Consider the following 22,328-nt stretch of genomic DNA (forward strand, 5'->3'; position numbering starts at 1 on the left):
TCGGGAACGTGATTTCCGCGACAGAGGTACTTCTGACGAAGCGACGGGCAGTGGATTTCTGCCGCGTCGCCACCGCCCTCTGTCTCGCTGCCCGCTAGAGCGGAATGCCGCGGCGCCCCAGCGCGCCCGCACCCGGTAACCGGACGCATTCCCTACGCCGCTGTCCGAACCCGCTCGCGCAGCTTGGAAACCCGCCATGCAGCTCGCCCAACGGGTGCGGCACCCCGCTGCCCGTCCAGCACTGGCGGACCGCCCCGGTTCCACAGCCAGCGTCCAGCGCTGCCGTCGTGACGGGCGCGAGCGGTCCCGCGATCGCCGAACCGCCGTTCCGCGGCCCTCCGGCCCCCGGCCGGGAACGGGCCCGCACCGCTGACATGCAACGAATCGAGGAGGTTCTGTATGAGCCGCTCTGACGCCCTCGTGGACGCCGACTGGGTCGAGGCCCACCTCAACGACGACAACGTCGTTCTCGTGGAGGTGGACGAGGACACCACGGCCTACGACAAGGGGCACATCCCCGGCGCCGTCAAGATCGACTGGAAGGAGGACCTGCAGGACCCGGTCCGCCGTGACTTCATCGACAAGACCGGCTTCGAGAGGCTGCTGTCGCAGCGCGGCATCTCCAACGACGACACCGTGGTCCTGTACGGCGGCAACAACAACTGGTTCGCCGCCTACGCCTACTGGTACTTCAAGCTGTACGGCCACCAGGACGTCAAACTGCTCGACGGCGGCCGCAAGAAGTGGGAACTGGACTCCCGGACGCTGACCGAGGAGGTGCCCGAGCGCCCCGCGACCGACTACACCGCCCAGGAGCAGGACACCTCCATCCGCGCGTTCCGCGACGAGGTGGTCGACGCGATCGGGACGAAGGACCTGGTGGACGTGCGCTCTCCCGACGAGTTCGTCGGCAAGCTCCTCGCTCCGGCCCACCTGCCCCAGGAGACCTCGCAGCGCCCCGGGCACATCCCCACGGCGCGCAACATCCCCTGGGCCAAGACGGCCAACGAGGACGGGACGTTCAAGTCCAACGAGGAGCTGCGCAAGCTCTACAGCGAAGCCGGCGTTGACCTGGACAACAAGGACATCATCGCCTACTGCCGGATCGGCGAGCGCTCCTCGCACACCTGGTTCGCCCTGCACGAGCTGCTCGGGCTGGACAACGTGAAGAACTACGACGGTTCCTGGACCGAGTACGGCTCGCTCGTCGGCGTGCCGGTCGAGGTAGGGGAGGCCAAGTGAGCGACAACGGATGCGGCGCCCCCACCGGCGGGGTTGCCCTCGCTGACGCGGACGCGGGCGAGCAGGCGGTGATCCAGGGCGTCGTGCGGCGCGACGGTGCGCCCCTCAGCGGGGCCTACGCGCGGCTGCTGAACGCCTCCGGCGACTTCGTGGGCGAGGTCGCCACCGGTGAGGAGGGCACCTTCCGGTTCTTCGCCGCGGACGGGGAGTGGACGGTGCGCGTCCTCGCCTCCCGCGGGTTCTCCGCCGAGTACCAGGTCACGGCCGAGGTCGGCAAGGTCGTCGACCTCCAGGTGGAGGCCTGAGGGCGCTTCTCTCTCCTGTTTTCCTGCTCGGTCCCGCAGGGGTGGCACCGCCCCCTGCGGGACCGTTCTTCGTTCCGGGGGCTTGGGACCCGTTCGGCGGACGGGCGCGGAGCGACACGCCGGAGTCCGACAGCGGACCCGCCCTGCGCCCGTCCGGGCGGCTCACCCGCGGCCGCACGGCGGTTTCCGCGGCCGTGTGCCCGGGGGCCGCTCCCGTTCCCCGGAACCCACCGACGCGGATCGGCGCGCGGACTTCTCCCCAAAGCGGGAATGATGTGTCCGGACAGGGGGTGGCGGGCCATAGGCTTGATTGGGTACCGCCTACTCCCGAAGGCCGTGCGTACCTCTCTTCCGCAGCGATGTGAGTTTGGAACAATGAGCGAACTTCCCCTGCGTGCCCAGTTGGCGTCGGTACTGGGCAAGAGCGCGGCGACCCTCTCCCGGGCCACTGGACGCGGTGACGGTTCCGTCATCGGCGGGCGGGTCGCGTTGAAGGTCGAACCGGGGCTGCTCGCCAAACTGGCCCGCGGCCGCCAACTGACCCTGGTGAGCGCGACCAACGGCAAGACCACGACAACGCGGCTGATCGTGTCCGCGTTGCGGGAGCTCGGCGAGATCGCGACCAACGACCAGGGCGCGAACATGCCGACCGGGCACATCACAGCCCTCGGCAACAGCCCCAACGCCCGATACGGTGTGCTTGAGGTCGACGAGAAGTACCTGCCGCAGATCCTGCGGACGATCACCCCGGCCGTGGTGGTGCTGATGAATCTCAGCCGGGACCAGATGGACCGCGCCTCCGAGATCAACCTGATGGCCAAGAAGTGGCGCGACGCCTTGGGCAAGAGCGAGGCGCACGTCGTCGCCAACGCGGATGACCCGCTCGTCGCGTGGGCCGGGCTGGGCGCCCGGCACACCACCTGGGTCGCCGCCGGGCAGCGCTGGAAGGAGGACTCCTGGTGCTGCCCCGAGTGCGGCGGCCACCTCAAACGCGAGCCCGACCCGCACTGGGAGTGCCCCGAGTGCGGCATGCGCCGCCCGGACGCGACCTGGACGGTGGACGACGAGAACGACGTCGTCGTCCCGCCCAACGGGCAGCGCATGCCGATGCAGCTGAACCTGCCGGGTGACGCCAACCGGTCGAACGCCGCCGTCGCCATGGCCGCGGCCGCCGCCTACGGCATCCACCCCAAGCAGTCCCTGCCGCGGTTGCGCGAGATCCACTCGGTGGCGGGCCGCTACACCTCGGTCTTCACCCGCGGTGTGGAGGTGCGGCTGCTGCTGGCGAAGAACCCGGCGGGGTGGCTGGAGTCGTTCTCGATCCTGGGGCCGCCCGACGTTCCGGTGGTGCTGTCGGTCAACGCCCAGGTGCCCGACGGCAAGGACACCTCCTGGCTGTGGGACGTGGACTACACGGTCCTGCGGGACCGGACGGTGTACGTCATGGGGGAGCGCCGCACCGACCTGGCGCTGCGGCTGGAGACCGACGGGGTCCCGTTCACGGTCGCCGACAGCATCGACGGCGTCATAGACGAGCTCGCGGCCCACCGGCCCGACCTCAGCAAGATCGACGTTATCGCCAACTACACGGCCTTCCAGCAGATCCGCGCGTCGTACGGCCGTGTGCAGTAGGAGGGGGAGCCCGTGAGCGACACCAGCAGCACCCTACGCATCGTCTGGATCTATCCCGACCTGCTCAGCACCTACGGCGACCAGGGCAACGCCCTGATCCTGAACCGCCGCGCCCAGCTGCGCGGCATCCCGACCGAGGTCGTGTACGTGTACTCCAGCGACCCCGTGCCGGCGGAGGGCGACATCTACCTGCTGGGCGGGGGTGAGGACCGTCCGCAGATCCTCGCCGCCGACCGGCTGCGGTCCGACGGCGGGCTGAAGCGCGCCGTCGAGAACGGCGCGTCGGTGTTCGCGGTGTGCGCCGGGTACCAGATCATCGGGGAGAGCTACGGCGACGATGACGACAACCCGCTTCCGGGGGTGGGCATCCTCGACATCCACAGCGGCCGCGGGGAGAGCCGCGCCGTGGGTGAGATCGTGGCCCAGCTCGACCCCACGCTCGGCGGGGGGCGCATCACCGGCTTCGAGAACCACCAGGGCCGGTCGAGGCTCGGTTCGGACGCCGCGCCGCTGTCCTACACCTCGGTGGGTATCGGCAACGACGGGCAGACGGAGGGCGCCTACCAGGGGAAGGTCGTCGGGACCTACCTCCACGGCCCCGCCCTGCCGCGCAACCCGGAGCTCGCCGACCTCGTGCTGCGTTGGCGCGTGGGAACCCTCGAACCGCTGGCGCCGTCCTGGGGCGAGAAGCTCCACGAGGAGCGGCTGACGGCGGCGGTGTGAGCCGTTTCCTCCGCCGGGAGCACGCCACGGGAGCAGGGCCGTGGCGTGTTCCCGGGAGCGGGGAGTGTGTAGTCCGCCGGCACCGCGCCGCGGGGGTCAGAGGAACGCGCCGTAGGCGGTCAGGGCCATGGCCACCATCACGCAGGCCAGGGTCCCGCCGAGGAACACGCGCTGCCACAGCAGGTCGCTGCGCGTGATCTCCGCCTCGGAACGGGTGGACAGCACGTACGGCGCCCCCTCGGGGCGGGACATGAGCAGTCCGGAACCGTTGCGCTGCACCGCGCCGAGGGCGAATATCCGCTCCTGGGGGCGGATGATCCACTCCCGGTAGGTGTAGCCGATGGTGCTCCCGTCCCGGGCGACGGACACCGCCATGTCCTTGGCGGCGGTGGCCAGCTGGGACATGGCGCTGTCGGACGTGTTCCTACTGCGGGGGCCGGTGCCGCGCTCGAACCGGTCGAGGCTCTTCACCGGGGCGTCCACCCACGCGCCGTCGGGGGCGAACATGAGCCGTCCGGTGCTGTCGGCGAGCTGGAACGCCTCGGGGGACTCGTTCTTCGCGATCGTCTCGCGGCGGCGGACGGTACGGGAACCGTTCCGCTGGTTGTTCTCCCGCTTGCGGTAGTGCCGGATCACCTCGGTGCGGTGCCAGACGCACGGGGTGCTGGAGAAGGGGGCGCTCAGCGTGCCGTCCGGCGCGGGTTCGGCCGTTCCGGAGAGCTCCCCGGTGACGGCGCCCCGCTGCGCGGTGGCGTCCGCGAACTGCGCGCAGGTGAGGGTGGGGGTGTCCAGGAGGGCGACGCGTCGGCTCCGGTGCTGCCAGCCGAACCAGGCCAGGACACCTGCCAGGACCACGAGGGCCAACGCGAACAGGAACGGGTTCTCGGCCAGGAAGTCCATCGCTTTCCCCAACGGCTCGGATCGTGCGGCTGCGAGGTGGCACGGCCCTGAGAGCCGCGACCACCCTTCTCCGATGCGTCCGAACGCCGCAGGGTTGCATCCCGGATGCGCTTGTTATTGAATTTTGCCCGGATTGTCTGGATGTGCGGGAGGGGGCCGGAAGAAGCCGGAACCTGCCGAGGCGCGGGACGCTCACGGCACTATCCCCGGCACAGCCGGCACTGTGGCTGTCCAGCTTCACACCGGCTGGTGGCTTGCCTGCGGGCGGTAATGCTTCGGGTGTACGCGGGGACTGGGGCTGGCACGACGGCCCCTCCAGCAGACGCGACCCGCTCCGGGACGGTCACGGTTCGCTCGTCGACCGCTGCTCAGCCTTCGGCTGACACGATTCGGCGTGGTCGGGGGCGGGGAGCGTTGAACGGTCGGGCACGGCCCGGTCAACGAGCCAGACCGTCAGCGCGGCGCCGCCGAAGCAGGCACCGGCAACCGAAGCGGCCGCCCACCCCATGCTGCCGTAGAGGCTCGACGCGGTGACGGCGCCCAGGGCTGAGCCCAGGGAGTAGCAGATCATGTAGGCACCGATGATCCGGCTGCTCGCGTCCGGGTCCCGGGCGACGATGAGGTTCTGGTTGGTGACGTGCACAGCCTGGACGGCGAAGTCGAGCAGCACCGCGCCGAGAACCACGAGCCACAACGACCATGCGGCCTGTCCGATGAACCACCACGAGACGATCAGCACGATCAGCGACACCACCGTGACCACGCCCGCAAGCCCACGGTCGGCCCACCGGCCGGCCCGTGTCGCACCGAGGGTCCCGGCCAGGCCGGCGAACCCGAACAGGCCGATCTGGGCCGGGGAAAGGTGCCAGGGGGCGCCACTCAGGGGCAGGGCCAGTCCGCTCCAGAGCACACCGAAGGAGGCGAACAGGAAGAACGTGATGAGTGCTCGGGTCCGGAACACCCGATCGGTGGCCCCGAGGATGAGGATCGAGGCGACCGCGGCTCCGTACGACCGGGGTGCCTGGCTCGGCCGGTCGTCGGGCAGCGCCGCCCGGACCAGGACGGCCATGGTTACGGCCATGGCGGCCGCGGCCGCGTAGACGGCGCGCCACCCGGCGGCATCGGCGATGAGCCCGGCGACGGTGCGGGCCAGGATGATCCCGACCACCACTCCGGAGGTGACGGTCCCGATGTTCCGGCCGCGCTGCTCGGGAGGGGACGTCGCCGCGGTGTAGGCGACCGCGGTCTGGACGACCACCGAGAAGAGGCCGGCGATGGCCACTCCGGCGTAGAGGACCGCCGCGGTCGTCGAGACCGCCGCCGCCGTGGTGCCCACCGCGATCAGCAGCAGATGCGCCGGGATGAGCGTCCGCCGGTTCAGCCAGTCTCCCAGGGGGACGAGCGCGGCCAGGCCGATGAGGTAGCCCGCTTGTCCGAGGGCCACCACCCAGCCCACCCGTCCGGTTGGGATCGACAGGTCGCTCCCCATGCGCTCAAGCAGGGGTTGGGCGTAGTAGACGTTCGCCACCGACACCCCGCACAGCACGGCCAGTAGCAGCAGGCGTGGCCGGGTGAGGCGCATGGCGGGCGGCGTGGCGGCCGAGGGCGGCATCCGCGCTCCAATCGGTATTATTATGAAACCAATTGGAAGGTAGTCACAAAGGTAGTAATATGCAACCAATTCGTCCGGGGGTTCGCCATGACCACGCCGCCCGCCGGGTCAGGACACCGAGCCGCGCCGTCCGGCGGATGGTCCGACCCTCCCTGCCCCGTCGCGCGCACCGTGGACCTCGTCGGCGACAGGTGGATCCTGCTGATCCTCCGCGATGCCTTCGACGGGAGCCGGTCCTTCACCGACTTCCAGCGCAACCTCGGTGTCGCCAAGAACATCCTGATCGACCGGCTCCGCCGGCTCGTCGAGCACGGCGTCCTTCGCCGACAGACCGCTGCGTCGGGGAGACGCCAGGAGTACGTCCTCACCGACTCCGGTGAGGAGCTCTTCACCGTGATGGTGGCCCTGCGCCAGTGGGGCGAGGCGCACGCCTTCGACACGGGGGAGTCTCATTCCGTGCTGGTCGACGACGACACCGGCGCACGGGTTCCGACGCTGCGCGTGGAGCGTTCGGACGGCGCCGTTCTCACCGGCGGGAACACCCATGTCGAGAAGCTCGGCTGACGACCGGCCGCTCTCCGAAGGAGCGTGCAGGCGGTGTCATCCCCTGAGGGCGGCTCCGGGCGCCGGTGCCATCGGCGACTTTGGCGAAGGCCGTCCTCGGCGGGGGATGCTCGGGTGTTATCCCTTCAGAGGTGATGAGTGGACACGATCGCTTGGCCGCCGGGGTGCTCACCCCTGGGTTGCGATCCCTCCAGGGGTGATGAGTGGACCCGAGGGTAAAGTCGCAGGTAACGCCGCAGTTCTGTGCGGCTCTGCGGCCCGGTTTTGCAGCGACCCAGAAGTAATGCAGCGTCGCAGGTCACAGCGATACGGCACCCCCGGCCATGTGGTTTCTCCCCGGAATCCTTCCGAGAAGGATAATCCACCAAACTCCGGACGCGTGGAAGGGACTATGCCGGTTCTCTCGTGGTTACGGGCCTTTTGTGTGCAAAGGTCATGCTGACGAGCCCGGGCCACGGGCCGCTGCGGCCTCCGGTTGAGGGTTTCCGACGCGTGTAAGCGGAGGATTCGCCGCAGAGTCTCCACAGGAACTTTAAAGCTACGGTTCAGACATGGCGCAGAGCACGTACACCGTGTCCGGAGACTTCGACCTGACAATGGACGAGCTGCGCGTCGTGACGCGCTACGTGGTCCGGCACGCGGAGGACGTCCTGCCGGTCTTCGAACAGGCTGTTCCCGATGATCCGCGTCCCCGTGCTGCGATCGACGCGGCCTGGGCGTTTGTCAACGGTGTCAACAGGACGAAGTCGCAGCGCGTCACTTCCCTCGACGCTCATCGAGCCGCTCGGGCCGCCCCTTCCGAAACCGCGCGACTGGCCGCGCGGTCCGCGGGTGACGCCGCGTCGGCCGCGTACCTGCACCCCATCGCCCAGGCCCGCCAGGTCGGCCACATCCTGCGAGCCCCCGCAAGCGCTGCGCACGTCGGGGAGATGGAGGCGGGCAATGACCCCGCGATCGGGGATGCCCTGCTGGAACGGTCGCGGCAGCGTGCGACGCCGGTACTCATCGACGTGCTCCGCCGCTACCCGCCCCCGGCAAGCGGCAGCAATCGTGTCGCCCGGTTGATGAGCACGCTGGACCATCGCCTGCGTCAGACGGCTGACCACTCGCCAGGACACACCGCAGAGGGGCGTGCCGATGCGCACGGAAGGGAGTGCGATTCATGATCCTCCCGAAGGAACGGGACCCTCGTTTCGTGACGATCCGCCGCGGAGGCACTCTCACCGACGCGGATCACCGCCTCCTCGCTCTATGGGCCGCCACGTGTGCGGAGCACGTCCTCGGCCTCTTCGAGTCGGCCCGGCCTGAAGACCCGCGGCCGCGCCAGGCGATCGAGCACGCCCGGTCGTGGGTTCGCGGCGATGTCAGGATGATGCAGGCTCGCGCGGCGGGCGGCCACGCGATGGGAGCGGCGAGAGACCTGCGCGGGGCAGCGCGGCATGCCGCGTACGCTGCCGGTCAGGCCGGGGCTGTCGCCCACGTCGCCGCGCACGAACTCGGCGCGGCCGCCTACGCGATCAAGGCCGCACGTGCGGCGGCACCGGAAGGTACGAGCCAGAACGAGGCGAGGCGACTCGAGTGCCAGTGGCAGCGCGACCAGCTCCCGGAGGAGATCCGCGAACTCGTACTCGATGACCAGAGGTTGCGCAACGACATCTGCTGGTCGGTGTTCGACTGCTGAAGCCGAACCTCGCACGGCCCCCTTATCGTTGGCCAAACGGTCAAATTTCCCCACCCTGGGGAAGGCCCTCCACCGTTTCTTCAACGGTGCGGACACGTGGTGCGGTGAGGAAACTGCTCTGAGGTTCGTGACCGTTCCTCTCCGATACGTCCGGACACCGCGCCGGGGGATTCAGAGCTGGTTGCGATCCCTCTAGGGGTGATGAGTGGACCTGCTGGCCCAATACTTCGACACGCTGAACAAGTTGCGATCCCTCTAGGGGTGATGAGTGGACCCGAGGGTAAAGTCGCAGGTCACGCCGCAGTTGTAGGCGGCTGCGCGGCCCGGTTTTGCAGCGACCCGGAAGTACTGCAGCTTCGCAGGTCACAGCGCTACAACACCCCCAGGCTGGTGGGCTCTCTCCTCATGGTCCTTCCGGGGAAGGATAGCTCACCACGCCTGAGTGTTCAGGCGAGTGCAGTCCTCACGTCACCGACGTCGCGGCGGGTTCCGCATCCGGGGGAAGCGGCCGGATGCGGAACCCGCGTGGGGGTTACTGGTCGTGGTGGTGTGGGATCGCGGTGTCGGTGTTCTCGTCGCCGAGCCAGGCAACCACGCGCGCGTGCAGTTCCTGGAGGATGTCGCGCAGCTGGCCGGGCCATAGGGCGTTGCCGTCCATGGCCTGGGCGAGTTGCTCCAGTAGGTCGCGCAGTTCGCAGCGTTCCTGCGGGGTGAGGTTCATGGCTGGCCACCCCCGTCGTCCTGGTGGTGGGTGGTGGACCTCAGGGCCTGGACATCCTGGGGCAGGAAGCGGCGGTGCCCGCCCGGGGTGACCAGGACCGGGGCCAGGTGTCCCTGACGCACCCAGGCGTTCACCGTCGAGGTGGTCACGCCGAACACCTCGGCCACATCACTGGGACGCAGTAGTTGAGAGGGCCAGTTCTGGGGGATCGTCACCGGGTCACCCCCGCCGTGCTCTTCTGCTCGCGCTGGGATAGCCACTGGCGCACCAGCGGGGACAGTGCATCGCGGACGTCGTCCAGCCCGTCGTCGTAGACCGGCCGGGCGGGGTCGGGTGTGGTGGGACCACCGCAGGCCGGGCAGTACCGCTCCTCCTCCCACTCCTGGCGGTGGCGTTCGTGCTGGGTCACGTAGGGCCGTACGGGGCTGTGCTCCTTGGGGTCGAGCACCTCGGGCTCGGGAAGCGGGATCCTGGGCATCACGGGTGGAACTGGTGCCGGGTTGGGCGGTTCAGCTTGGCTGTGGTCCCAGGTTCGGTGAGGAACCGCCGAGGGAGCGGACTCTTGCTCCGGAGCACGGGAGCGGTTGCGGTCCCGCACCGGTACCACAAGGGCAAAGGCCAGCAGAGTGAGCAGCGTCCGCAGGAACGTGAGGGGGCGCATAGAATCTGGCACTGTCATCGACTCCTGTTCAGTCGGTGGCCACGCCCCGGAGAGCGGGAACTCTCGCGGGGATCTTTTCAGTCTCGGGCGCGGGCTCATTCGCACTGACTCCCCGCGCCCGAGGCGCGAATTACTCAACAGACATGCGCGGCAGCGCACGCGTTGTTACCGGTGTTCGTAGGGTTCGCAGAAGAGCTGCAGCACAGACAGGACACTAGAGCTGGGTAGGAACACGGTTTCGGCTCATCGGGCAGCTCTCTGTCGCACTACGCTTACTGCTGGATACCCAGTGTCCCTTGTCACACAAGAAAAAACAACTAGCTTAAGCAAGTTTCTTAAACAAGTTCGTGATGTCCTGCTGTGGCATGCTGGCCCTCATGAGTGACAGGGACACACCGACAGGGCCGACGGTCGCGCGTTGGATACTGGCCCGTGAACTCAGGCGGCTGCGCGGAGACCGGTCGTTCAACGCGGTTGTTCGAGCGATCAGATCTCAACCGTCGTCACTGTCGCGGTGGGAATCGGGCCGTGCGGACGGCCAGGTTCCTGGTGTCCACAGTCTCGAACGGTTGCTCGCGCACTATGAGGTCGGACCAGAGGAAACCGCCCGCATCATGGAGCTGCGTGAGATAGCCAAAACACCGGGTTGGTGGCAGGACCATGACGTAGAGCGTCATTACGGAACATTCATAGGTCTCGAAGAGGCCGCTTCTGAGATGAGTACGTTCGAGACCCAACTCATCCCGGGTCTGCTTCAGACAGAGGACTACGCGCGCTCTGTGATCAGAGCGGTCCGGGTGGCGGACCGCGCGTCAGCGAAGGACGTGGAAGACCTGGTCCAAGTCCGCATGCGGCGCCAGGAAGCCTGGCATGAGCGCACAACACCGCACTTGTGGGCGATCATCGGGGAAGCCGCCGTGCGCCAACAGGTCGGCGGTGCTACCACGATGCGCCGCCAACTGGATCAGCTCCTAGACTTAAGCGAACAACAGGAGCGACTGACACTGCAGGTGCTTCCCTTCTCCGCCGGAAGCCACAGTGGGATGGAAATGGCATGCTTCACTGTGCTCGACGTGGAAGAAGCGGGACTGACGTCGGTCTTCGTGGAGGGTCCGACAGCTCAGCTCTTCCTCGACTCGCAGTCAGACGTTCAGCACCACCGACGGATCTTCGCGCACCTGCAGAAAGCCGCGCTCAACACCCCGGACAGCCAGACCCTTATGGACCGGATCAAGGAAGGTTTCGAGTGATGAGCAACGTGGAGTTCCGTAAGTCTTCCTACAGCGGTGGGTCCAACAACTGCGTGGAGGTCGCGGAGACTCCGGCCCTCCACGCGATCCGTGACTCCAAGACGCAGGAACGCGGCCCTCTCACCTTTGACCGGAACGAATGGCGGGCGTTCCTCAACGAGGTGAAACGCGGCCGACTGTAGACCGGGAGAAAAACGGCCCTTCGATCGCGATCGAAGGGCCGTTTCTGTTTTTACGCTTTGCTCCCGGGAGCGTCCGGTATCACTCCCACCGGGGACGTGACCCGAGCGTGCGGCGCGGGCGTGGGGCATCGTCGGGACGACTCGTCGCAGTCGCACGGCGGTGGGTTTCCCTAAGTCCGGGCTACGCGTAGCAGAAGTGCTCAGTCCGGGCGGCGGCGATGCCGTCCACGGTGAATTGAGACTCCGTGGGGACGTTGGTTTCACCAGCGCCAGGGCGATCGGCCCCAGTTCGTGAAGGTATCTGTTGGTCAGTGTTCGACCGCTGAAGCCGAATCTCGCATGGCCCTTATCGCGTTGGCTCCATCGGTCGAACTTTCCTGCCTTAGTGAGGGTCTTTCGCTTTTCCTCAATGGTGTGGACACGTGGTGCGTTACTACCAAGCCCTGACCTTCCCCGCCTACCTCCAGACCGAGGCCTACGCACGATCTCTGATCCGGTACGGAGCCCCATGGCTAACTCCGGACGAAGTCCCTGAGAGAGCCGCGGAGCGCGCCGCATACGGGGAAAAGCTAACCGGCTCACGCACCCCCGTGCTGTGGACCGTTGTGGACGAGACCGTACTGTGGCGACGCTATGGCTCAACCGCGATCATGCGGGAGCAACTGGCCCATATCGTGAACCTGGTCGACCGAGAGCGGCTGACGATACAGCTGGTTCCGGCACAATCCCACCGGCATCCAGGTAATTCGGGATCGTTCACTATCATCACTGGCGAGGGACCTGAGGTGGTGTACGCCGAGATCGTCAATAAGGGCCAAACCATCACCGCAGCATCCGAGGTGGCACGTTATCGCTTGCTCTTCGGATCGCTGCAGGGTACAGCCCTTGGGCCGGACGAAACACTCACAGTACTTCGGAACGAATTAAAAAGGATCGATGATGAACAAGGCTGAGTGGCATAAGTCCAGCTACAGCGGCGGTGCGAACCATTGCGTAGAGGTAGCTGAGGGGCCGGTGACCGCAGTCCGTGACACCCGGAACCGGCAGGCCGGGCATCTGTCTTTCCCCGCTGCCGAGTGGGACGCGTTCCTCACCGACCTGCGCGCCGATCGCCTGTAACAGTCCGCGCCCCGTGGCGATCCAACCCCCATCCACGGGGCCTGATCCGCGGTCGCGCCTCGTTCCCGAGGGCATCCGGCCGACACTCCGATCGGGGACGTGACCCGAGCGGGCGGGGCGTGCGTGGGGCATGATCCCGGAATAAAAGGTGCAGGCGACAGCGGCTTCCACCGAGAACTCCATAACGTTCTTGGAGTCCTTGCTGTAGGGGAGGCCGCTGGCCTGAGAACTGCCCTGAGTACCAAACGAAAAGGCTCCCATGCGACACGCCCCACACTGGCGTAAGTCCAGTTACAGCGCCCCCCGGTCGAACAACTGTGTCGAGATCGCCAACCCGCGGCAGGATGTCGCGGCCGTTCGGGACTCGCAGAACACGAATCTGGAGCACTTGGCGTTCAGCGGTAACGAGTGGGCGGCGTTCCTGCGGGTGCTACGCGACGAGACGCTGTAACCGACCGAAGAAAGGTCCTCCACAACCGTGGAGGACCTTGCCTGGGCATCTACTGCCGTTTCAGGAGGAGAACCGTGGCAGGGGCCGCTTGGGGCCCTCATCCGGCCCTGCTCCTGCTCCGGACCCTGGTGCTCAGTCCGGGCGGCGGCGCAGGTTGATCTCCACGTTGGCGCCGGTGTCCGGGTCGACGATGGTCTCCTGGGCGGCGGCGATGCCGTCCACGGTGAACTGGGACTCCGTGGGTACGTTGCGTTTCACCAGCGCCAGGGCGATCGGCCCCAGCTCGTGGTGGCGGCCCGAGGAGCCGACGGTGCCCACGGAGCGGCCGTCCAGCTCGACGTTGGCTCCGTGCTCGGGCAGGCGGTCCGCCGTGCCGTCCAGGTGCAGCATCACGAGCCGGCGCGGCGGCCGCCCCAGGTTGTGCACCCGCGCCACCGTCTCCTGGCCCGGGTAGCACCCCTTTTCCAGGTGGACGGCGGGCCCGATCCAGCCCATCTCGTGCGGGATGGCCTTGTGGTCGGTGTCCAGCCCGAGGCGGGGGCGGTGCTCGGCGATCCGGTGCGCCTCGTAGGCCCAGATCCCGGCCGGGCGCACGCCGGCGCCGGTGAGCGCCTCGGTGATGGGGGCGAGGGCCGCGGTGGGCAGGAACAGGTCGGTCTCGCCGTCGGCGGACCGCACGGGGGTGTCGTCCAGCCGTCCGCTGACCGAGGCGAGTGCCTCCTCACGCTCCGGGCCGACCAGGGTGAGGACGGCGCGGTCCTCGCTGAGGTCGGTCACCTCCACGCGGAGCATGAACCGCATCGAGTCGAGGAACGCCGCCAGGTCGGCGCCCGCGTCCGGTTCGGTGTGCAGCCACACGGCCTCCCCGTCCTCGAGGACAGCCATGTGGAACCGGAAGTGGCCCTTGGTGTCCATGATGAGGGCCTCGGTCGCGGCACCGGGCTCCAGGCCGTCCAGGTACTGGCTGGTGAGGCTGTGCAGCCAGCTGAGCCGGTCGGGGCCGGTGACGCGCACGACCCCCCGGTTCGACCGGTCGATCCAGGCCGACCCGTACTCCAGCGCCCGCCCCTCCTGGGCGGGCTCGCCGTAGTGGGCGGCGACACCGGTGTCGGGGGCATCGGCGGCGACGGCCTTGGGGCGGGTCAACAACGGCGATTTCATACCCCCAACCCTATGCGCCGGTGCCACCGTCGCGGCAGGAGCGGCACGTGCCGAACACGGTGAGGTGGCGCGCGTCCGCGTCGAACCCGATCTCCTCGCGCAGCCGCTGCACGAGGCCGTCCGCCAGGTCGAGCGCGGTGTCGGAGACGTCCCCGCACCCGCGGCACACCACGTGCAGGTGGTCGGCCTCCTCGGCGAGGTGGTACGAGGAGGAGGACCCGCCGAGGTGGGTGTGGGTGACCAACCCCACACTCTCCAGTAGGTCGAGGGTCCGGTACACGGTGGAGAGGTTCAGCCCGGAGGCCGTTTTCTGCACGGTGGCGCAGATGGCGTCCGGGGTCGCGTGCTCCAGCTCCCGGACCGCCTCGAGGACGAGCTGCCGCTGGGGGGTCACGCGGTAGCCGCGGGAACGCAACTCCTCGCGCCAGGTGTGGTGCGACATACCCCCGATCCTAAGGCCCGCCGGCGGCACGGGGCGGGGTGGTCGGGGCCGGACGGCCTCCCCGCCCGGAACGCCGGCGTTGTCGGGCCTGGTGGTGAGGGGCGGAAAAATCCGTTGCCGCATCCGGCGGCCGGGCGTACTGTCGTTGGTGTAGGCAGCCCAGACGGGAAAGGAGGTGGTCCGGAAGTGAAGACGCAACGGACGAGTGAGGTGTCCGCTCGCTAGGAGCGGCACCAGGAGAGATTCCGGGCCGCTTCTAGCGGTCTGTGAGCGGGCACCCAGATCCCCGGGCGGCCGGACCTTGTCCACCCGGCCCCCGCCCTTGGTGGGCGGGAGCGGCCCCGGGGATCCTTCCTGTCCCGCGGCGTCCGAGCCGGCCCCGCGGCGGGTGGTTACGTCCCCGCCTGTTTCAGCTGGGCCGACATGTAGGACTGCATCTCGTGGCCGCGCGCGGCCAGGTCCCAGGCGTAGCCCAGGGTCTCCCGGTTGTCGCCGAACAGCCCGTACAGCCGGTGGCTGGCGGTGGCCTGCATCCCGGTCTCGGTGCTCAGCACGGCGTCGCTGGTGAGTTCCACCCGGTTGGCGAACACGTTGCCGAGGTAGACCTCGGTGAAGCCCTCCGGGTGCGACAGCAGAACCTCCAGGTGCACGGTCGGCTGGTCGCTGTCGGGGTCCTGTTCCCGCGTCTCGGCGGGGCGCATCCGCCAGTAGCCGTTCTCGGCGGTCACGAACTCGCCCAGCGAGCCGTCCTGGTTCATCCGCCACACGCGGCTGCGGTAGGTCAGAAACGGCCGCCCGTCGTGGCTGAACTCCACTTCCTGGCCGAACTGGAACTCCTCCATGTCGGGGTAGCCGGCGACGCCGACCCCCTCCCAGCGGCCGATCAGAAACGACAGCTTCTCCAGCTCGGGGTGTACAGTACTCATCCTCGACTCCCTTGTAGACCGGTTCACCAGCCTAGGTGTCCACGCCCCGGCCACGTGCCGCGTCCGGGGGCGCTCCCGCCCGGAGGGCTTCCCCCGCACGCTGTCCGTTATCAATCCGTTATTAACGGCGGGGTCGCTTCGGTGGGATAGACCGGGTCCACCAGGACCCAGCGCAGGCGAACGATGGCGGACAGTCCCGGCATCGTGGTCGGGGCCGCGCAAAAAACTGGTAAAGAAGGATCTGGGTCCTGGCCCGTGGGAGCGGCTCGTGGCGAACGGCGCCCACCACGGGGCCCCGAGGGCGCCGCGGTGTGGGAGCGGCGCGGGCAGCTGCCAACGAGACGAACGAGACGAGGCGGTCTGTGATGCTGGCGATCGGTGCGGTCCTCCTGGCCGGTGCGGCGATCCTGGCCCCCGTGGCCGTCACCGCCGTGCGCGGGTGGCTGCGGAGGCGCGCGGCCGCTGACCTCCGCCCCGAGACGATGGCCTCCCGCGCAGGCGAGACCCTCAGCCTCCGGGGCACCGCCGTGCCCGGACCGGCCGGCGCCCTGGAGTCGCGGCTGGTGAGCAGCGAGTGCGTGTGGCACGGCCACGAGGTGCGCCGCCACTACTGGCCGCTGCCCCGGGACGTGGGCGAGGGCGACACGGTCGAACGCACCTACGACCCCATCGCCGAGTACGGCTCCACGGACCCCTTCGGCATCGCCAGCCCCGCCGGAGGCCCGCGCGGACGCGGGCGCCCCGTGCTGGTCGACCCCACGGACGCCGAGGTCGCCGGCCCCGACATGTGCCTGCAACGCGTGGTGCAGCGGCCCCAGCGCGGCGTTCCCGCCCCCGCCGACGACCTCCTGCCCCGCGTCAAGGGCCAGATCGTGGGGCTGTTCCGCGGCGAGACCATCGAGTTCGAGTACCGCGAGTGGGTGCTCCGTCCCGGCGCCCCCATCACCGTGCACGGCGCGCTGGAGGAGCGCGGCGGCGCCCTCGTGCTCACCGCCCCCTCCGACGGGCGGCTGCGGATCGAACAGCACGGCACCACCGCGCCCGAGGCGCGCGGTGGTGCCGCGGGGGCGCTGCTCCTCAGCGCGGCGGCGGGCCTCGCCGCCGTCGCGGGCCTCGTCCTGGTCCTCGCCGGGCTCTGACCGGGCGCGGCGCCGTCCACGATCCACCGCGGCGCCGGCCGCGGCGCCCGTGACGGACAGCGCCCGCCGAACAGGCCCTAAGCTGACGGCCATGAGCCGTTCATTGGTGGTCAAGGTCACATCGGGTGAGGACGCCGCCGAGCGTTGCAACCAGGCGTTCACGGTGGCGGCGACAGCGGTGGCGAGCGGGGTCGACGTGTCCCTGTGGCTGACGGGGGAAGCCAGCTGGTTCGCGGTACCGGGCGAGGCGAGGAAGTTCTCCCTGCCGCACGCCGCGCCGCTGCACGACCTGCTGGAGAGCGTCCTCGCCGGGGGGCGGGTCATCCTGTGCAGCCAGTGCGCCGCGCGGCGCCAGCTCACCGAGGAGGACCTCGTCTCCGGCATCCGCATCGCCGGAGCGCCCGCGTTCGTGGAGGAGGTGACGGCCGAGGGGGTCCAGGCGCTGGTGTACTGAACCGCGGCGCCGCCTGCCACCCGGGCGCGGGTGGCAGGCGGTCCGGGTTCCGTTACCGCGCTCCCTGGCTCTTCACGGCCTCGATCGCGGAGGCGGCGGCCTGGGGGTCGAGGTACTCGCCGCCCTTCGTGCGCGGGGTGAAGTTCTCGTCGAGCTCGTACACCAGCGGGATACCGGTCGGGATGTTCAGCCCCGTGATGGTCTCGTCGTCGACACTGTCCAGGTGCTTCACCAGCGCGCGCAGGGAGTTGCCGTGCGCGGCCACCAGCACGGTCCCTCCCGCCGCCAGCTCCGGCACGATCGCGTCGTACCAGTACGGCAGCATCCGCTGGACGACGTCGGCCAGGCACTCGGTGCGCGGCATCAGCTCCGGCGGCAGGTCGGCGTAGCGCGTCTCACCCACCTGGGAGTAGGCGTCGTCGTCGGCGATCCGCGGGGGAGGGGTGTCGAAGGAGCGGCGCCAGACCATGAACTGCTCCTCGCCGTAGGCCTCACGCGTCTGGGCCTTGTTCTTGCCCTGCAGCGCACCGTAGTGGCGCTCGTTGAGCCGCCACGAGCGCCGCACCGGAAGCCAGTGCAGGTCGGCGGCCTCCAGCGCGATGTTCGCGGTCCGGATGGCGCGTTTGAGCACCGAGGTGTGCACCACGCTGGGGCGCAGGCCCGCGTCGCGCAGCAGCTCACCGCCCTTGCGCGCTTCTTCCTCACCGGCGACGGAGAGGTCCACGTCCACCCAGCCGGTGAACAGTCCTTCGGCGTTCCAGACACTTTCGCCGTGTCGCAGCAAAACCAGAGTCCCCATGGGCGCCAGCCTAGCTGCCCGCCGCGGGCAACACGGAAGCCGCCCGCGGGACCGCGGACCGGGTGGGGGTCACCGCGCCTCGCCGGACTGCTCCTGCGCGCGCGACAGCACGGGGGGTGCCGGGGGATCCCCGCCCCCGTCCTCCGGCTGGGACCGTTCCACGAGGTGGCGGAACGGCTGCAGGTTGCGCAGGCTGTAGCCGCCGGCCACCCGCCACTGCCACTCCCGGCGGATGGAGGAGGCGAACCCCAGCTCCAGGGCGGTATTGAAGTTCTCGTCGGAGTAGGTCAGCGCGCAGCCCAGCAGCCGGTCCACCTCCTCGGCGGTGACCGCCGCCAGCGGGATCCGGCCGACCAGGTACACGTCGCCGACCTCGTCGGCGGAGAACGCCATCCCGTACATGTCCGCGTTCTTGCGCATCAGCCACTGGTAGAACCCGGCGTGGTTCTCGTCCGGCTGGCGGCAGAAGAACGTCTTCAGCAGCATGCTGTGCTCGCCGATGTTCAACCACACCAGCGTCTTGAGCTTGCGCTGCCCCGGCAGGGTGACGAGGAACGCGTCCGGGCGGGGGCGTTCGGCCTCGAGGCCGGCGTCGGCGACTGCGGCCTCGACCGCCGCGGCAGCGTCGGTGTGCGCCTGCGATGACATGTGCGACTGTGACCCCTGGTTCCTCGGTCCGGTTGTCGGCGCCTTCCGGCGGTTACTGGCTGACTGCCGCGGCGAGCGGCTCCTGGCGCAGCGCCCCACCGTAGACGCCGAGTAGTTTGTCCACGGTCGCCGACCAGCTTAGTCGCGCGGCGTGCTCGACCCCCGCACGGCCCATCCGGTCCCGCGACTCCGGTTCGGTGATGACGCGGTGCAGGGCGCGGGCGTAGTCCCGCGGCGCGTGCCCGTCGACGAGCACTCCGGAGACACCGTCGCGCACCGCCAAGGGAAGCCCGCCCACCCGGGAGGCGACGACCGGGGTGCCGCACGCCTGGGACTCCACCGCGACCAGGCCGAACGACTCCGAGTAGGACGGCACCACGGTCGCGGTCGCCGCCCGGTAGAAGTCGGCGAGATCCCGCCGGGAACGGGGCGGTTCCATGCGGACGATGTCGGCGATCCCCAACGTGTCGGCCAGCGCGCTCAACCGGCGCGGCTCGGCGGTGTCGCCCCCGGAGAGGCCGCCCACGACGCCGATTACCAGCCGGCGGCGCAGCCCCGGGTCGCGCCGCAGCAGTTCGGCGGCGGAACGCAGCAGCACGTCGGGGGCCTTGAGGCGCTGCACCCGCCCCACGAACAGCAGCAGCTCGGTGTCAGCGTCCAGACCGATGCGGCGCAGCGCGTCCCGGCGCGAGCCGGGGGTGAACATGTCCAGGTCCACACCGGGCGGCACCGTGCTGACCCGCTGCGGGTCGGCCTCGTAGTGACTGACCAGCTGCCGCGCCTCGTCGCCGGTGTTGGCGATGAGGTGGTCCGCGCTGCGGACGAGCTGGGTCTCCCCGCGCACCCGCGTCTCCGGTTCGGGGCTGTCACCCTCGGCGAGCGCCATGTTCTTGACCCTGGCGAGGGTGTGCATCGACTGCACCATGGGCACCCCCCACCGGCGCGCGACGGCGAGGCCGGCGCGCCCGGACAGCCAGTAGTGCCCGTGCACCAGGTCGTAGTGGCCGCGCTCCTGGTTCGCCTCGGTCTGCAGCACCCCGAAGATGAACGGGCACAGGTGGTGCGCCAGCGCCTCCTTGCCCAGGTCCCCGAACGGGCCGGCCGGGACGTGCCGGACGGTCACTCCGGGGTGCATCTCCACGGCGGGCGGCTGGTCGGGGTGGGTGGCGCGGGTGAACACGTCCACGGCGACGCCGCGGTCGGCCAGACGCTTGGCGACCTCGACGATGTAGACGTTCATGCCGCCGGCGTCCCCGCTGCCGGGTTGCTCCAGGGGGGAGGTGTGCAGACTGATGGTGGCGATCCGTCCCGGACCCTCCGGGGCGCCGGTACTCGCTGTTCGTGTGTCGGTCGCGCTCGGACTGTCCGGCACCACTACTGTCGTCCCCTTCCGTCTCGGGCAGTCTTCGCACCGCCACCTCGAATCCACAACAGCGGCAATGGCGGACAGTGTTCCCATGATGGCGCCAGGGGTGGTGGAGCGTGCGTCCGGGGTCCGCGGCCGGTGGTCGCGGGGCGGCCGGTGCCGGTGCGGGAGGCTGCGGGCCGTTCTCGGGAGTGCCGGCTGGCCGCCGGGGAACCGCGCTCAGTTCCCCCGCTGCTGTCCGGTCCGGGGGTCGCTCCAGCCCTCGGTGAGGAACTCCACAGCCTCCGGGACGGTGGGGTTCCAGGTGGTGAAGCTGTGGTCCCCCTCGGGGAAGGCGGTCCGTACCGTCATGTCACGGTCCCGCAGCATCGAGGCGAAGCGTTTCGCCTCGCCGTGGATGCTGCCCTCCTGCAGCGGGGTGTGGTCGTCCTTCCCCTCGATGAGCATGAACCGGATGTCTTGCACCCCGGGTTCGTCCAGCAGCTGGTCGGGAGCGTGCTGGTCGGTGTCGCTCCCGAAGGTGTTGCTGGGGTCGTCGACCTTGAAGTACCCGGCCCAGCTCACCGCCTGGGAGTACAGCTCGGGGTGGCGCAGCGGCAGGGCCGCGGCGCCGTACCCGCCCATGGAGAAGCCGCCGATGGCGCGCAGGGAGCGGGGGCGGCGGTCGTCCCCCTCGACGGCTTTCACCGCCTTCTCCGTGACGAACGACTCGATGTTGAAGTCCCCGTCGACGTCGTCGCCCCACTCGGTGTCGCTGCCGCCGACCTCCTGGCCGTGCGGGGCGGCCACCACGAACTCCACCCCGCTGGAGCACATCGCCTCGTCCAGTATCGGCCCGAGGTCGGCGTCCCTGAGCGTCAGGTGGCTGGTGGTGGAGCCGTGCAGCAGGTACAGCACGGGGGTGTCCTCGTTGTCCGAACCGGGCGGGCGCCGCACCCAGATGGAGCGTTCCCCGTCCGGCGCGCCCTTGTCCGGCACCTTCACGATGTCCTCGGAGCTGGGCTCGTCACAGACGTCCACCTCCCCGGGGCGGGGTTGGACCGCGGGGGCGGTGGCCCCCGGGCCGGCGCCGCTGGCGCCGCTGGCGTGGGTGGCCATGTCCGGCCGCAGCCGCCCGTCGTGGAAGGTGGCGACGGTTCCCGCCGTGGCTACCAGGAGTGAGGATGCCACGAGAACCGTTGTCGCGCGGGAGAGCGTCGTGAACACACCGGAATCCTCAGGTCAGGAGTGTGGTGCCGTGCCGGTTTCCGCGAGCGCGCGCTCGAAAATCTCGTACATACGCTCCCCGGCAAGCACAAAACGGACATGACCTACTGTAACCGAGGAATCCCGTGTTGTCCGGACAGCGATCCGTGCCCCGTCCTCGGCTGGCCAGCCGTAGGCCCCGGTGGAGATCGCCGGGAACGCGACACTGCGGGCTCCCAGCTCCGCCGCCACCCGCAGGGACTCGCGGTAGCACGAGGCCAGCGTCTCGGAACGGTCCTCGTTCGTGCTGTACACCGGCCCGACCGTGTGGATCACCCAGCGCGCCGGGAGCTTGCCCGCCGTCGTCGCGACCGCCTGCCCGGCGGGCAGGCCCTTGCCGTAACTCGAGGCGCGCAGCGCGCGGCACTCCTCGAGGATCTCGTGGCCGCCCGCGCGGTGGATGGCGCCGTCCACGCCCCCGCCGCCGAGCAGCGAGGAGTTGGCGGCGTTGACGACGGCGTCGACGTCCTGCTCGGTGATGTCGCCCTGCACGAGGCGGATGTCCATCGCTTGGCTCCTCCCGTTGTTCGGCCGGACGGTGGTTAGCGGCACCCCGGGGGCGGGGATGAACCGACAGGATACGGTGTGCTGTTCCCAGTGCGGCCCCGACCGGTGTCGTGGTGATGACGACTACCCAGGTGATGCGTGTGAATATACGGGAGAGTGCCCGCACGCCGGCGCTGCCGAGCGGCGCCGCCCCCCACGACGAGGAGTAGTACTATGCCCCGTAGACTCGGTGTTATGAATCGGCTCGGTGACCTCGAACGCGCGGTGATGGATGTACTGTGGCAACACAACGAGCCGCTGACAGTACGGGAGGTGGGACGTGCCCTGTCCGAACGGGACCTGGCGCACACCACGGTCATGACGGTGCTCGACCGGCTGGCGAAGAAGGGCGTCGTCGCCAGGAACCGCGAGGGCCGCGCGTGGCGCTACAGCCCGGCCGCGAGCCGGGAGAACTACGTGTCGGAGATGATGATCGACGCCCTGGACCAGACCGGCGACCGGGACGCCGCCCTGGCCGCGTTCGTACGCTCGATGAGCGGCAACGAGGCCCAAGCACTGCGCCGCGCGCTAGCGGAAGTCGACGACCCGAGGACCTAAC

General features: G+C 69.4%; 29 protein-coding genes. 16 read left to right on the forward strand and 13 right to left on the reverse strand.

Going from position 1 to position 22,328, the window contains the following annotated elements:
• The first annotated feature begins 8 nt into the window (after positions 1-8).
• From FHX37_RS24180 to FHX37_RS20940, 5 genes are all read left to right on the forward strand, one after another.
• Entirely contained in the window at positions 9-98 is a 90-nt protein-coding gene (locus tag FHX37_RS24180) for a putative leader peptide (protein WP_394344527.1), read from the forward strand.
• A 301-nt stretch (positions 99-399) separates the two neighbouring features.
• The gene (locus FHX37_RS20925) at positions 400-1,242 is read left to right on the forward strand and encodes a sulfurtransferase (protein WP_141926006.1); all 843 of its coding nucleotides are present in this window, start codon (positions 400-402) and stop codon (positions 1,240-1,242) included.
• Positions 1,239-1,547, forward strand: a complete 309-nt coding sequence (locus FHX37_RS20930; protein ID WP_141926007.1) for a DUF1416 domain-containing protein — start codon at positions 1,239-1,241, stop codon at positions 1,545-1,547. Before FHX37_RS20925 ends, FHX37_RS20930 begins: the two co-directional genes overlap by 4 nt.
• A 375-nt stretch (positions 1,548-1,922) precedes the next feature.
• A complete protein-coding gene (locus FHX37_RS20935) occupies positions 1,923-3,179 on the forward strand; it encodes a Mur ligase family protein (RefSeq protein ID WP_141926008.1) in 1,257 nt (418 codons plus the stop codon).
• A gap of 12 nt (positions 3,180-3,191) precedes the next feature.
• A complete protein-coding gene (locus tag FHX37_RS20940; RefSeq protein ID WP_141926009.1) occupies positions 3,192-3,902 on the forward strand; it encodes a type 1 glutamine amidotransferase in 711 nt (236 codons plus the stop codon).
• A gap of 96 nt (positions 3,903-3,998) precedes the next feature.
• On the opposite strand, the gene FHX37_RS20945 is transcribed toward FHX37_RS20940, so the two are convergent.
• Positions 3,999-4,814, reverse strand: coding sequence for a GIDE domain-containing protein (locus tag FHX37_RS20945; protein ID WP_141926010.1), 816 nt, complete (start codon positions 4,812-4,814; stop codon positions 3,999-4,001).
• A 331-nt stretch (positions 4,815-5,145) separates the two neighbouring features.
• On the reverse strand, positions 5,146-6,414 hold the full coding sequence (locus FHX37_RS20950) for an MFS transporter (RefSeq protein WP_141926011.1): 1,269 nt from the start codon (positions 6,412-6,414) through the stop codon (positions 5,146-5,148).
• An 87-nt stretch (positions 6,415-6,501) separates the two neighbouring features.
• Between FHX37_RS20950 and FHX37_RS20955 the strand changes: the two genes are divergently transcribed.
• The 3 genes from FHX37_RS20955 (at position 6,502) to FHX37_RS20965 (ending at position 8,659) form a co-directional block, all read left to right on the forward strand.
• Complete coding sequence (locus FHX37_RS20955) at positions 6,502-6,978, forward strand: winged helix-turn-helix transcriptional regulator (RefSeq protein ID WP_141926012.1); 477 nt, start codon at positions 6,502-6,504, stop codon at positions 6,976-6,978.
• A 551-nt stretch (positions 6,979-7,529) separates the two neighbouring features.
• Positions 7,530-8,144, forward strand: coding sequence for a putative immunity protein (locus FHX37_RS20960; RefSeq protein ID WP_211351995.1), 615 nt, complete (start codon positions 7,530-7,532; stop codon positions 8,142-8,144).
• Entirely contained in the window at positions 8,141-8,659 is a 519-nt protein-coding gene (locus tag FHX37_RS20965; protein WP_141926013.1) for a putative immunity protein, read from the forward strand. Before FHX37_RS20960 ends, FHX37_RS20965 begins: the two co-directional genes overlap by 4 nt.
• Positions 8,660-9,191: 532 nt before the next feature.
• Here the strand turns inward: FHX37_RS20965 and FHX37_RS20970 are convergent.
• The 3 genes from FHX37_RS20970 to FHX37_RS20980 are packed head-to-tail and all read right to left on the reverse strand — an operon-like array spanning position 9,192 to position 9,858.
• A complete protein-coding gene (locus tag FHX37_RS20970) occupies positions 9,192-9,380 on the reverse strand; it encodes a hypothetical protein (protein ID WP_141926014.1) in 189 nt (62 codons plus the stop codon).
• Entirely contained in the window at positions 9,377-9,595 is a 219-nt protein-coding gene (locus FHX37_RS20975; protein WP_211351996.1) for a helix-turn-helix domain-containing protein, read from the reverse strand. Before FHX37_RS20975 ends, FHX37_RS20970 begins: the two co-directional genes overlap by 4 nt.
• On the reverse strand, positions 9,592-9,858 hold the full coding sequence (locus FHX37_RS20980; protein ID WP_141926015.1) for a hypothetical protein: 267 nt from the start codon (positions 9,856-9,858) through the stop codon (positions 9,592-9,594). The genes FHX37_RS20975 and FHX37_RS20980 overlap by 4 nt, the downstream gene beginning before the upstream one ends.
• Before the next feature lie 560 nt (positions 9,859-10,418).
• On the opposite strand from FHX37_RS20980, the gene FHX37_RS20985 reads away from it, so the two are divergent.
• The 5 genes from FHX37_RS20985 (at position 10,419) to FHX37_RS21005 (ending at position 13,043) form a co-directional block, all read left to right on the forward strand.
• The gene (locus FHX37_RS20985; RefSeq protein ID WP_170181669.1) at positions 10,419-11,291 is read left to right on the forward strand and encodes a helix-turn-helix domain-containing protein; all 873 of its coding nucleotides are present in this window, start codon (positions 10,419-10,421) and stop codon (positions 11,289-11,291) included.
• The gene (locus tag FHX37_RS20990; RefSeq protein ID WP_141926017.1) at positions 11,291-11,473 is read left to right on the forward strand and encodes a DUF397 domain-containing protein; all 183 of its coding nucleotides are present in this window, start codon (positions 11,291-11,293) and stop codon (positions 11,471-11,473) included. Before FHX37_RS20985 ends, FHX37_RS20990 begins: the two co-directional genes overlap by 1 nt.
• A gap of 422 nt (positions 11,474-11,895) precedes the next feature.
• Positions 11,896-12,426, forward strand: coding sequence for a DUF5753 domain-containing protein (locus FHX37_RS20995; RefSeq protein WP_141926018.1), 531 nt, complete (start codon positions 11,896-11,898; stop codon positions 12,424-12,426).
• A complete protein-coding gene (locus FHX37_RS21000; RefSeq protein ID WP_141926019.1) occupies positions 12,413-12,592 on the forward strand; it encodes a DUF397 domain-containing protein in 180 nt (59 codons plus the stop codon). Before FHX37_RS20995 ends, FHX37_RS21000 begins: the two co-directional genes overlap by 14 nt.
• Positions 12,593-12,851: 259 nt before the next feature.
• Positions 12,852-13,043 (forward strand): DUF397 domain-containing protein, encoded by a 192-nt coding sequence (locus tag FHX37_RS21005; RefSeq protein WP_141926020.1) that lies wholly within the window; start codon positions 12,852-12,854, stop codon positions 13,041-13,043.
• A gap of 132 nt (positions 13,044-13,175) precedes the next feature.
• On the opposite strand, the gene ygfZ is transcribed toward FHX37_RS21005, so the two are convergent.
• The 3 genes from ygfZ to FHX37_RS21020 form a co-directional block, all read right to left on the reverse strand.
• Positions 13,176-14,204: a CAF17-like 4Fe-4S cluster assembly/insertion protein YgfZ gene (gene ygfZ, locus FHX37_RS21010; RefSeq protein WP_141926021.1), complete on the reverse strand. Its 1,029-nt coding sequence runs from the start codon at positions 14,202-14,204 to the stop codon at positions 13,176-13,178.
• A gap of 10 nt (positions 14,205-14,214) precedes the next feature.
• Positions 14,215-14,646 carry a Fur family transcriptional regulator gene (locus tag FHX37_RS21015; protein ID WP_141926022.1) on the reverse strand — a complete coding sequence of 144 codons (432 nt, stop codon included), beginning with the start codon at positions 14,644-14,646 and terminating at the stop codon, positions 14,215-14,217.
• A 392-nt stretch (positions 14,647-15,038) separates the two neighbouring features.
• Positions 15,039-15,572 carry a nitrobindin family protein gene (locus FHX37_RS21020; RefSeq protein ID WP_141926023.1) on the reverse strand — a complete coding sequence of 178 codons (534 nt, stop codon included), beginning with the start codon at positions 15,570-15,572 and terminating at the stop codon, positions 15,039-15,041.
• A 365-nt stretch (positions 15,573-15,937) separates the two neighbouring features.
• On the opposite strand from FHX37_RS21020, the gene FHX37_RS21025 reads away from it, so the two are divergent.
• A complete protein-coding gene (locus FHX37_RS21025; RefSeq protein WP_141926024.1) occupies positions 15,938-16,711 on the forward strand; it encodes a GIDE domain-containing protein in 774 nt (257 codons plus the stop codon).
• Between the two features lie 91 nt (positions 16,712-16,802).
• Positions 16,803-17,165 carry a DsrE family protein gene (locus FHX37_RS21030; protein WP_141926025.1) on the forward strand — a complete coding sequence of 121 codons (363 nt, stop codon included), beginning with the start codon at positions 16,803-16,805 and terminating at the stop codon, positions 17,163-17,165.
• Between the two features lie 52 nt (positions 17,166-17,217).
• Here the strand turns inward: FHX37_RS21030 and FHX37_RS21035 are convergent, their stop codons facing one another.
• From FHX37_RS21035 to FHX37_RS21055, 5 genes are all read right to left on the reverse strand, one after another.
• Positions 17,218-17,964 (reverse strand): phosphoglyceromutase, encoded by a 747-nt coding sequence (locus tag FHX37_RS21035; RefSeq protein ID WP_141926026.1) that lies wholly within the window; start codon positions 17,962-17,964, stop codon positions 17,218-17,220.
• Between the two features lie 69 nt (positions 17,965-18,033).
• Entirely contained in the window at positions 18,034-18,612 is a 579-nt protein-coding gene (locus FHX37_RS21040) for a type III secretion system chaperone family protein (protein WP_141926027.1), read from the reverse strand.
• A gap of 52 nt (positions 18,613-18,664) precedes the next feature.
• Positions 18,665-19,984, reverse strand: a complete 1,320-nt coding sequence (mshA, locus tag FHX37_RS21045) for a D-inositol-3-phosphate glycosyltransferase (RefSeq protein WP_394344528.1) — start codon at positions 19,982-19,984, stop codon at positions 18,665-18,667.
• A gap of 213 nt (positions 19,985-20,197) precedes the next feature.
• Positions 20,198-21,184 (reverse strand): alpha/beta hydrolase, encoded by a 987-nt coding sequence (locus FHX37_RS21050; protein WP_141926029.1) that lies wholly within the window; start codon positions 21,182-21,184, stop codon positions 20,198-20,200.
• 15 nt (positions 21,185-21,199) lie between these two features.
• Positions 21,200-21,730: an O-acetyl-ADP-ribose deacetylase gene (locus tag FHX37_RS21055; RefSeq protein ID WP_141926030.1), complete on the reverse strand. Its 531-nt coding sequence runs from the start codon at positions 21,728-21,730 to the stop codon at positions 21,200-21,202.
• A gap of 234 nt (positions 21,731-21,964) precedes the next feature.
• Here FHX37_RS21055 and FHX37_RS21060 point away from each other — a divergent pair, with 234 nt between their 5' ends.
• A complete protein-coding gene (locus FHX37_RS21060; RefSeq protein WP_141926031.1) occupies positions 21,965-22,327 on the forward strand; it encodes a BlaI/MecI/CopY family transcriptional regulator in 363 nt (120 codons plus the stop codon).
• The last annotated feature ends 1 nt before the right edge of the window (position 22,328 follow it).

Origin of the sequence: Haloactinospora alba (assembly GCF_006717075.1) — a bacterium.
Taxonomy (GTDB): Bacteria; Actinomycetota; Actinomycetes; order Streptosporangiales; family Streptosporangiaceae; genus Haloactinospora; species Haloactinospora alba.

Excerpts from the sequence above, each read along its gene's own strand:
- ygfZ (WP_141926021.1), bottom strand. The coding sequence starts at position 14,204 with ATGAAATCGCCGTTGTTGACCCGCCCCAAGGCCGTCGCCGCCGATGCC.
- FHX37_RS21015 (WP_141926022.1), bottom strand. The coding sequence starts at position 14,646 with ATGTCGCACCACACCTGGCGCGAGGAGTTGCGTTCCCGCGGCTACCGC.
- FHX37_RS20985 (WP_170181669.1), top strand. The coding sequence starts at position 10,419 with ATGAGTGACAGGGACACACCGACAGGGCCGACGGTCGCGCGTTGGATA.
- FHX37_RS21020 (WP_141926023.1), bottom strand. The coding sequence starts at position 15,572 with ATGAGTACTGTACACCCCGAGCTGGAGAAGCTGTCGTTTCTGATCGGC.
- FHX37_RS21055 (WP_141926030.1), bottom strand. The coding sequence starts at position 21,730 with ATGGACATCCGCCTCGTGCAGGGCGACATCACCGAGCAGGACGTCGAC.
- FHX37_RS20980 (WP_141926015.1), bottom strand. The coding sequence starts at position 9,858 with ATGCCCAGGATCCCGCTTCCCGAGCCCGAGGTGCTCGACCCCAAGGAG.
- FHX37_RS21040 (WP_141926027.1), bottom strand. The coding sequence starts at position 18,612 with ATGTCATCGCAGGCGCACACCGACGCTGCCGCGGCGGTCGAGGCCGCA.
- FHX37_RS21005 (WP_141926020.1), top strand. The coding sequence starts at position 12,852 with ATGCGACACGCCCCACACTGGCGTAAGTCCAGTTACAGCGCCCCCCGG.
- FHX37_RS20925 (WP_141926006.1), top strand. The coding sequence starts at position 400 with ATGAGCCGCTCTGACGCCCTCGTGGACGCCGACTGGGTCGAGGCCCAC.
- FHX37_RS20965 (WP_141926013.1), top strand. The coding sequence starts at position 8,141 with ATGATCCTCCCGAAGGAACGGGACCCTCGTTTCGTGACGATCCGCCGC.
- FHX37_RS20935 (WP_141926008.1), top strand. The coding sequence starts at position 1,923 with ATGAGCGAACTTCCCCTGCGTGCCCAGTTGGCGTCGGTACTGGGCAAG.
- FHX37_RS20990 (WP_141926017.1), top strand. The coding sequence starts at position 11,291 with ATGAGCAACGTGGAGTTCCGTAAGTCTTCCTACAGCGGTGGGTCCAAC.
- FHX37_RS20960 (WP_211351995.1), top strand. The coding sequence starts at position 7,530 with ATGGCGCAGAGCACGTACACCGTGTCCGGAGACTTCGACCTGACAATG.
- FHX37_RS20955 (WP_141926012.1), top strand. The coding sequence starts at position 6,502 with ATGACCACGCCGCCCGCCGGGTCAGGACACCGAGCCGCGCCGTCCGGC.
- FHX37_RS21025 (WP_141926024.1), top strand. The coding sequence starts at position 15,938 with ATGCTGGCGATCGGTGCGGTCCTCCTGGCCGGTGCGGCGATCCTGGCC.
- FHX37_RS21000 (WP_141926019.1), top strand. The coding sequence starts at position 12,413 with ATGAACAAGGCTGAGTGGCATAAGTCCAGCTACAGCGGCGGTGCGAAC.
- FHX37_RS21060 (WP_141926031.1), top strand. The coding sequence starts at position 21,965 with ATGAATCGGCTCGGTGACCTCGAACGCGCGGTGATGGATGTACTGTGG.
- FHX37_RS20970 (WP_141926014.1), bottom strand. The coding sequence starts at position 9,380 with ATGAACCTCACCCCGCAGGAACGCTGCGAACTGCGCGACCTACTGGAG.
- FHX37_RS21035 (WP_141926026.1), bottom strand. The coding sequence starts at position 17,964 with ATGGGGACTCTGGTTTTGCTGCGACACGGCGAAAGTGTCTGGAACGCC.
- FHX37_RS21030 (WP_141926025.1), top strand. The coding sequence starts at position 16,803 with ATGAGCCGTTCATTGGTGGTCAAGGTCACATCGGGTGAGGACGCCGCC.
- FHX37_RS20950 (WP_141926011.1), bottom strand. The coding sequence starts at position 6,414 with ATGCCGCCCTCGGCCGCCACGCCGCCCGCCATGCGCCTCACCCGGCCA.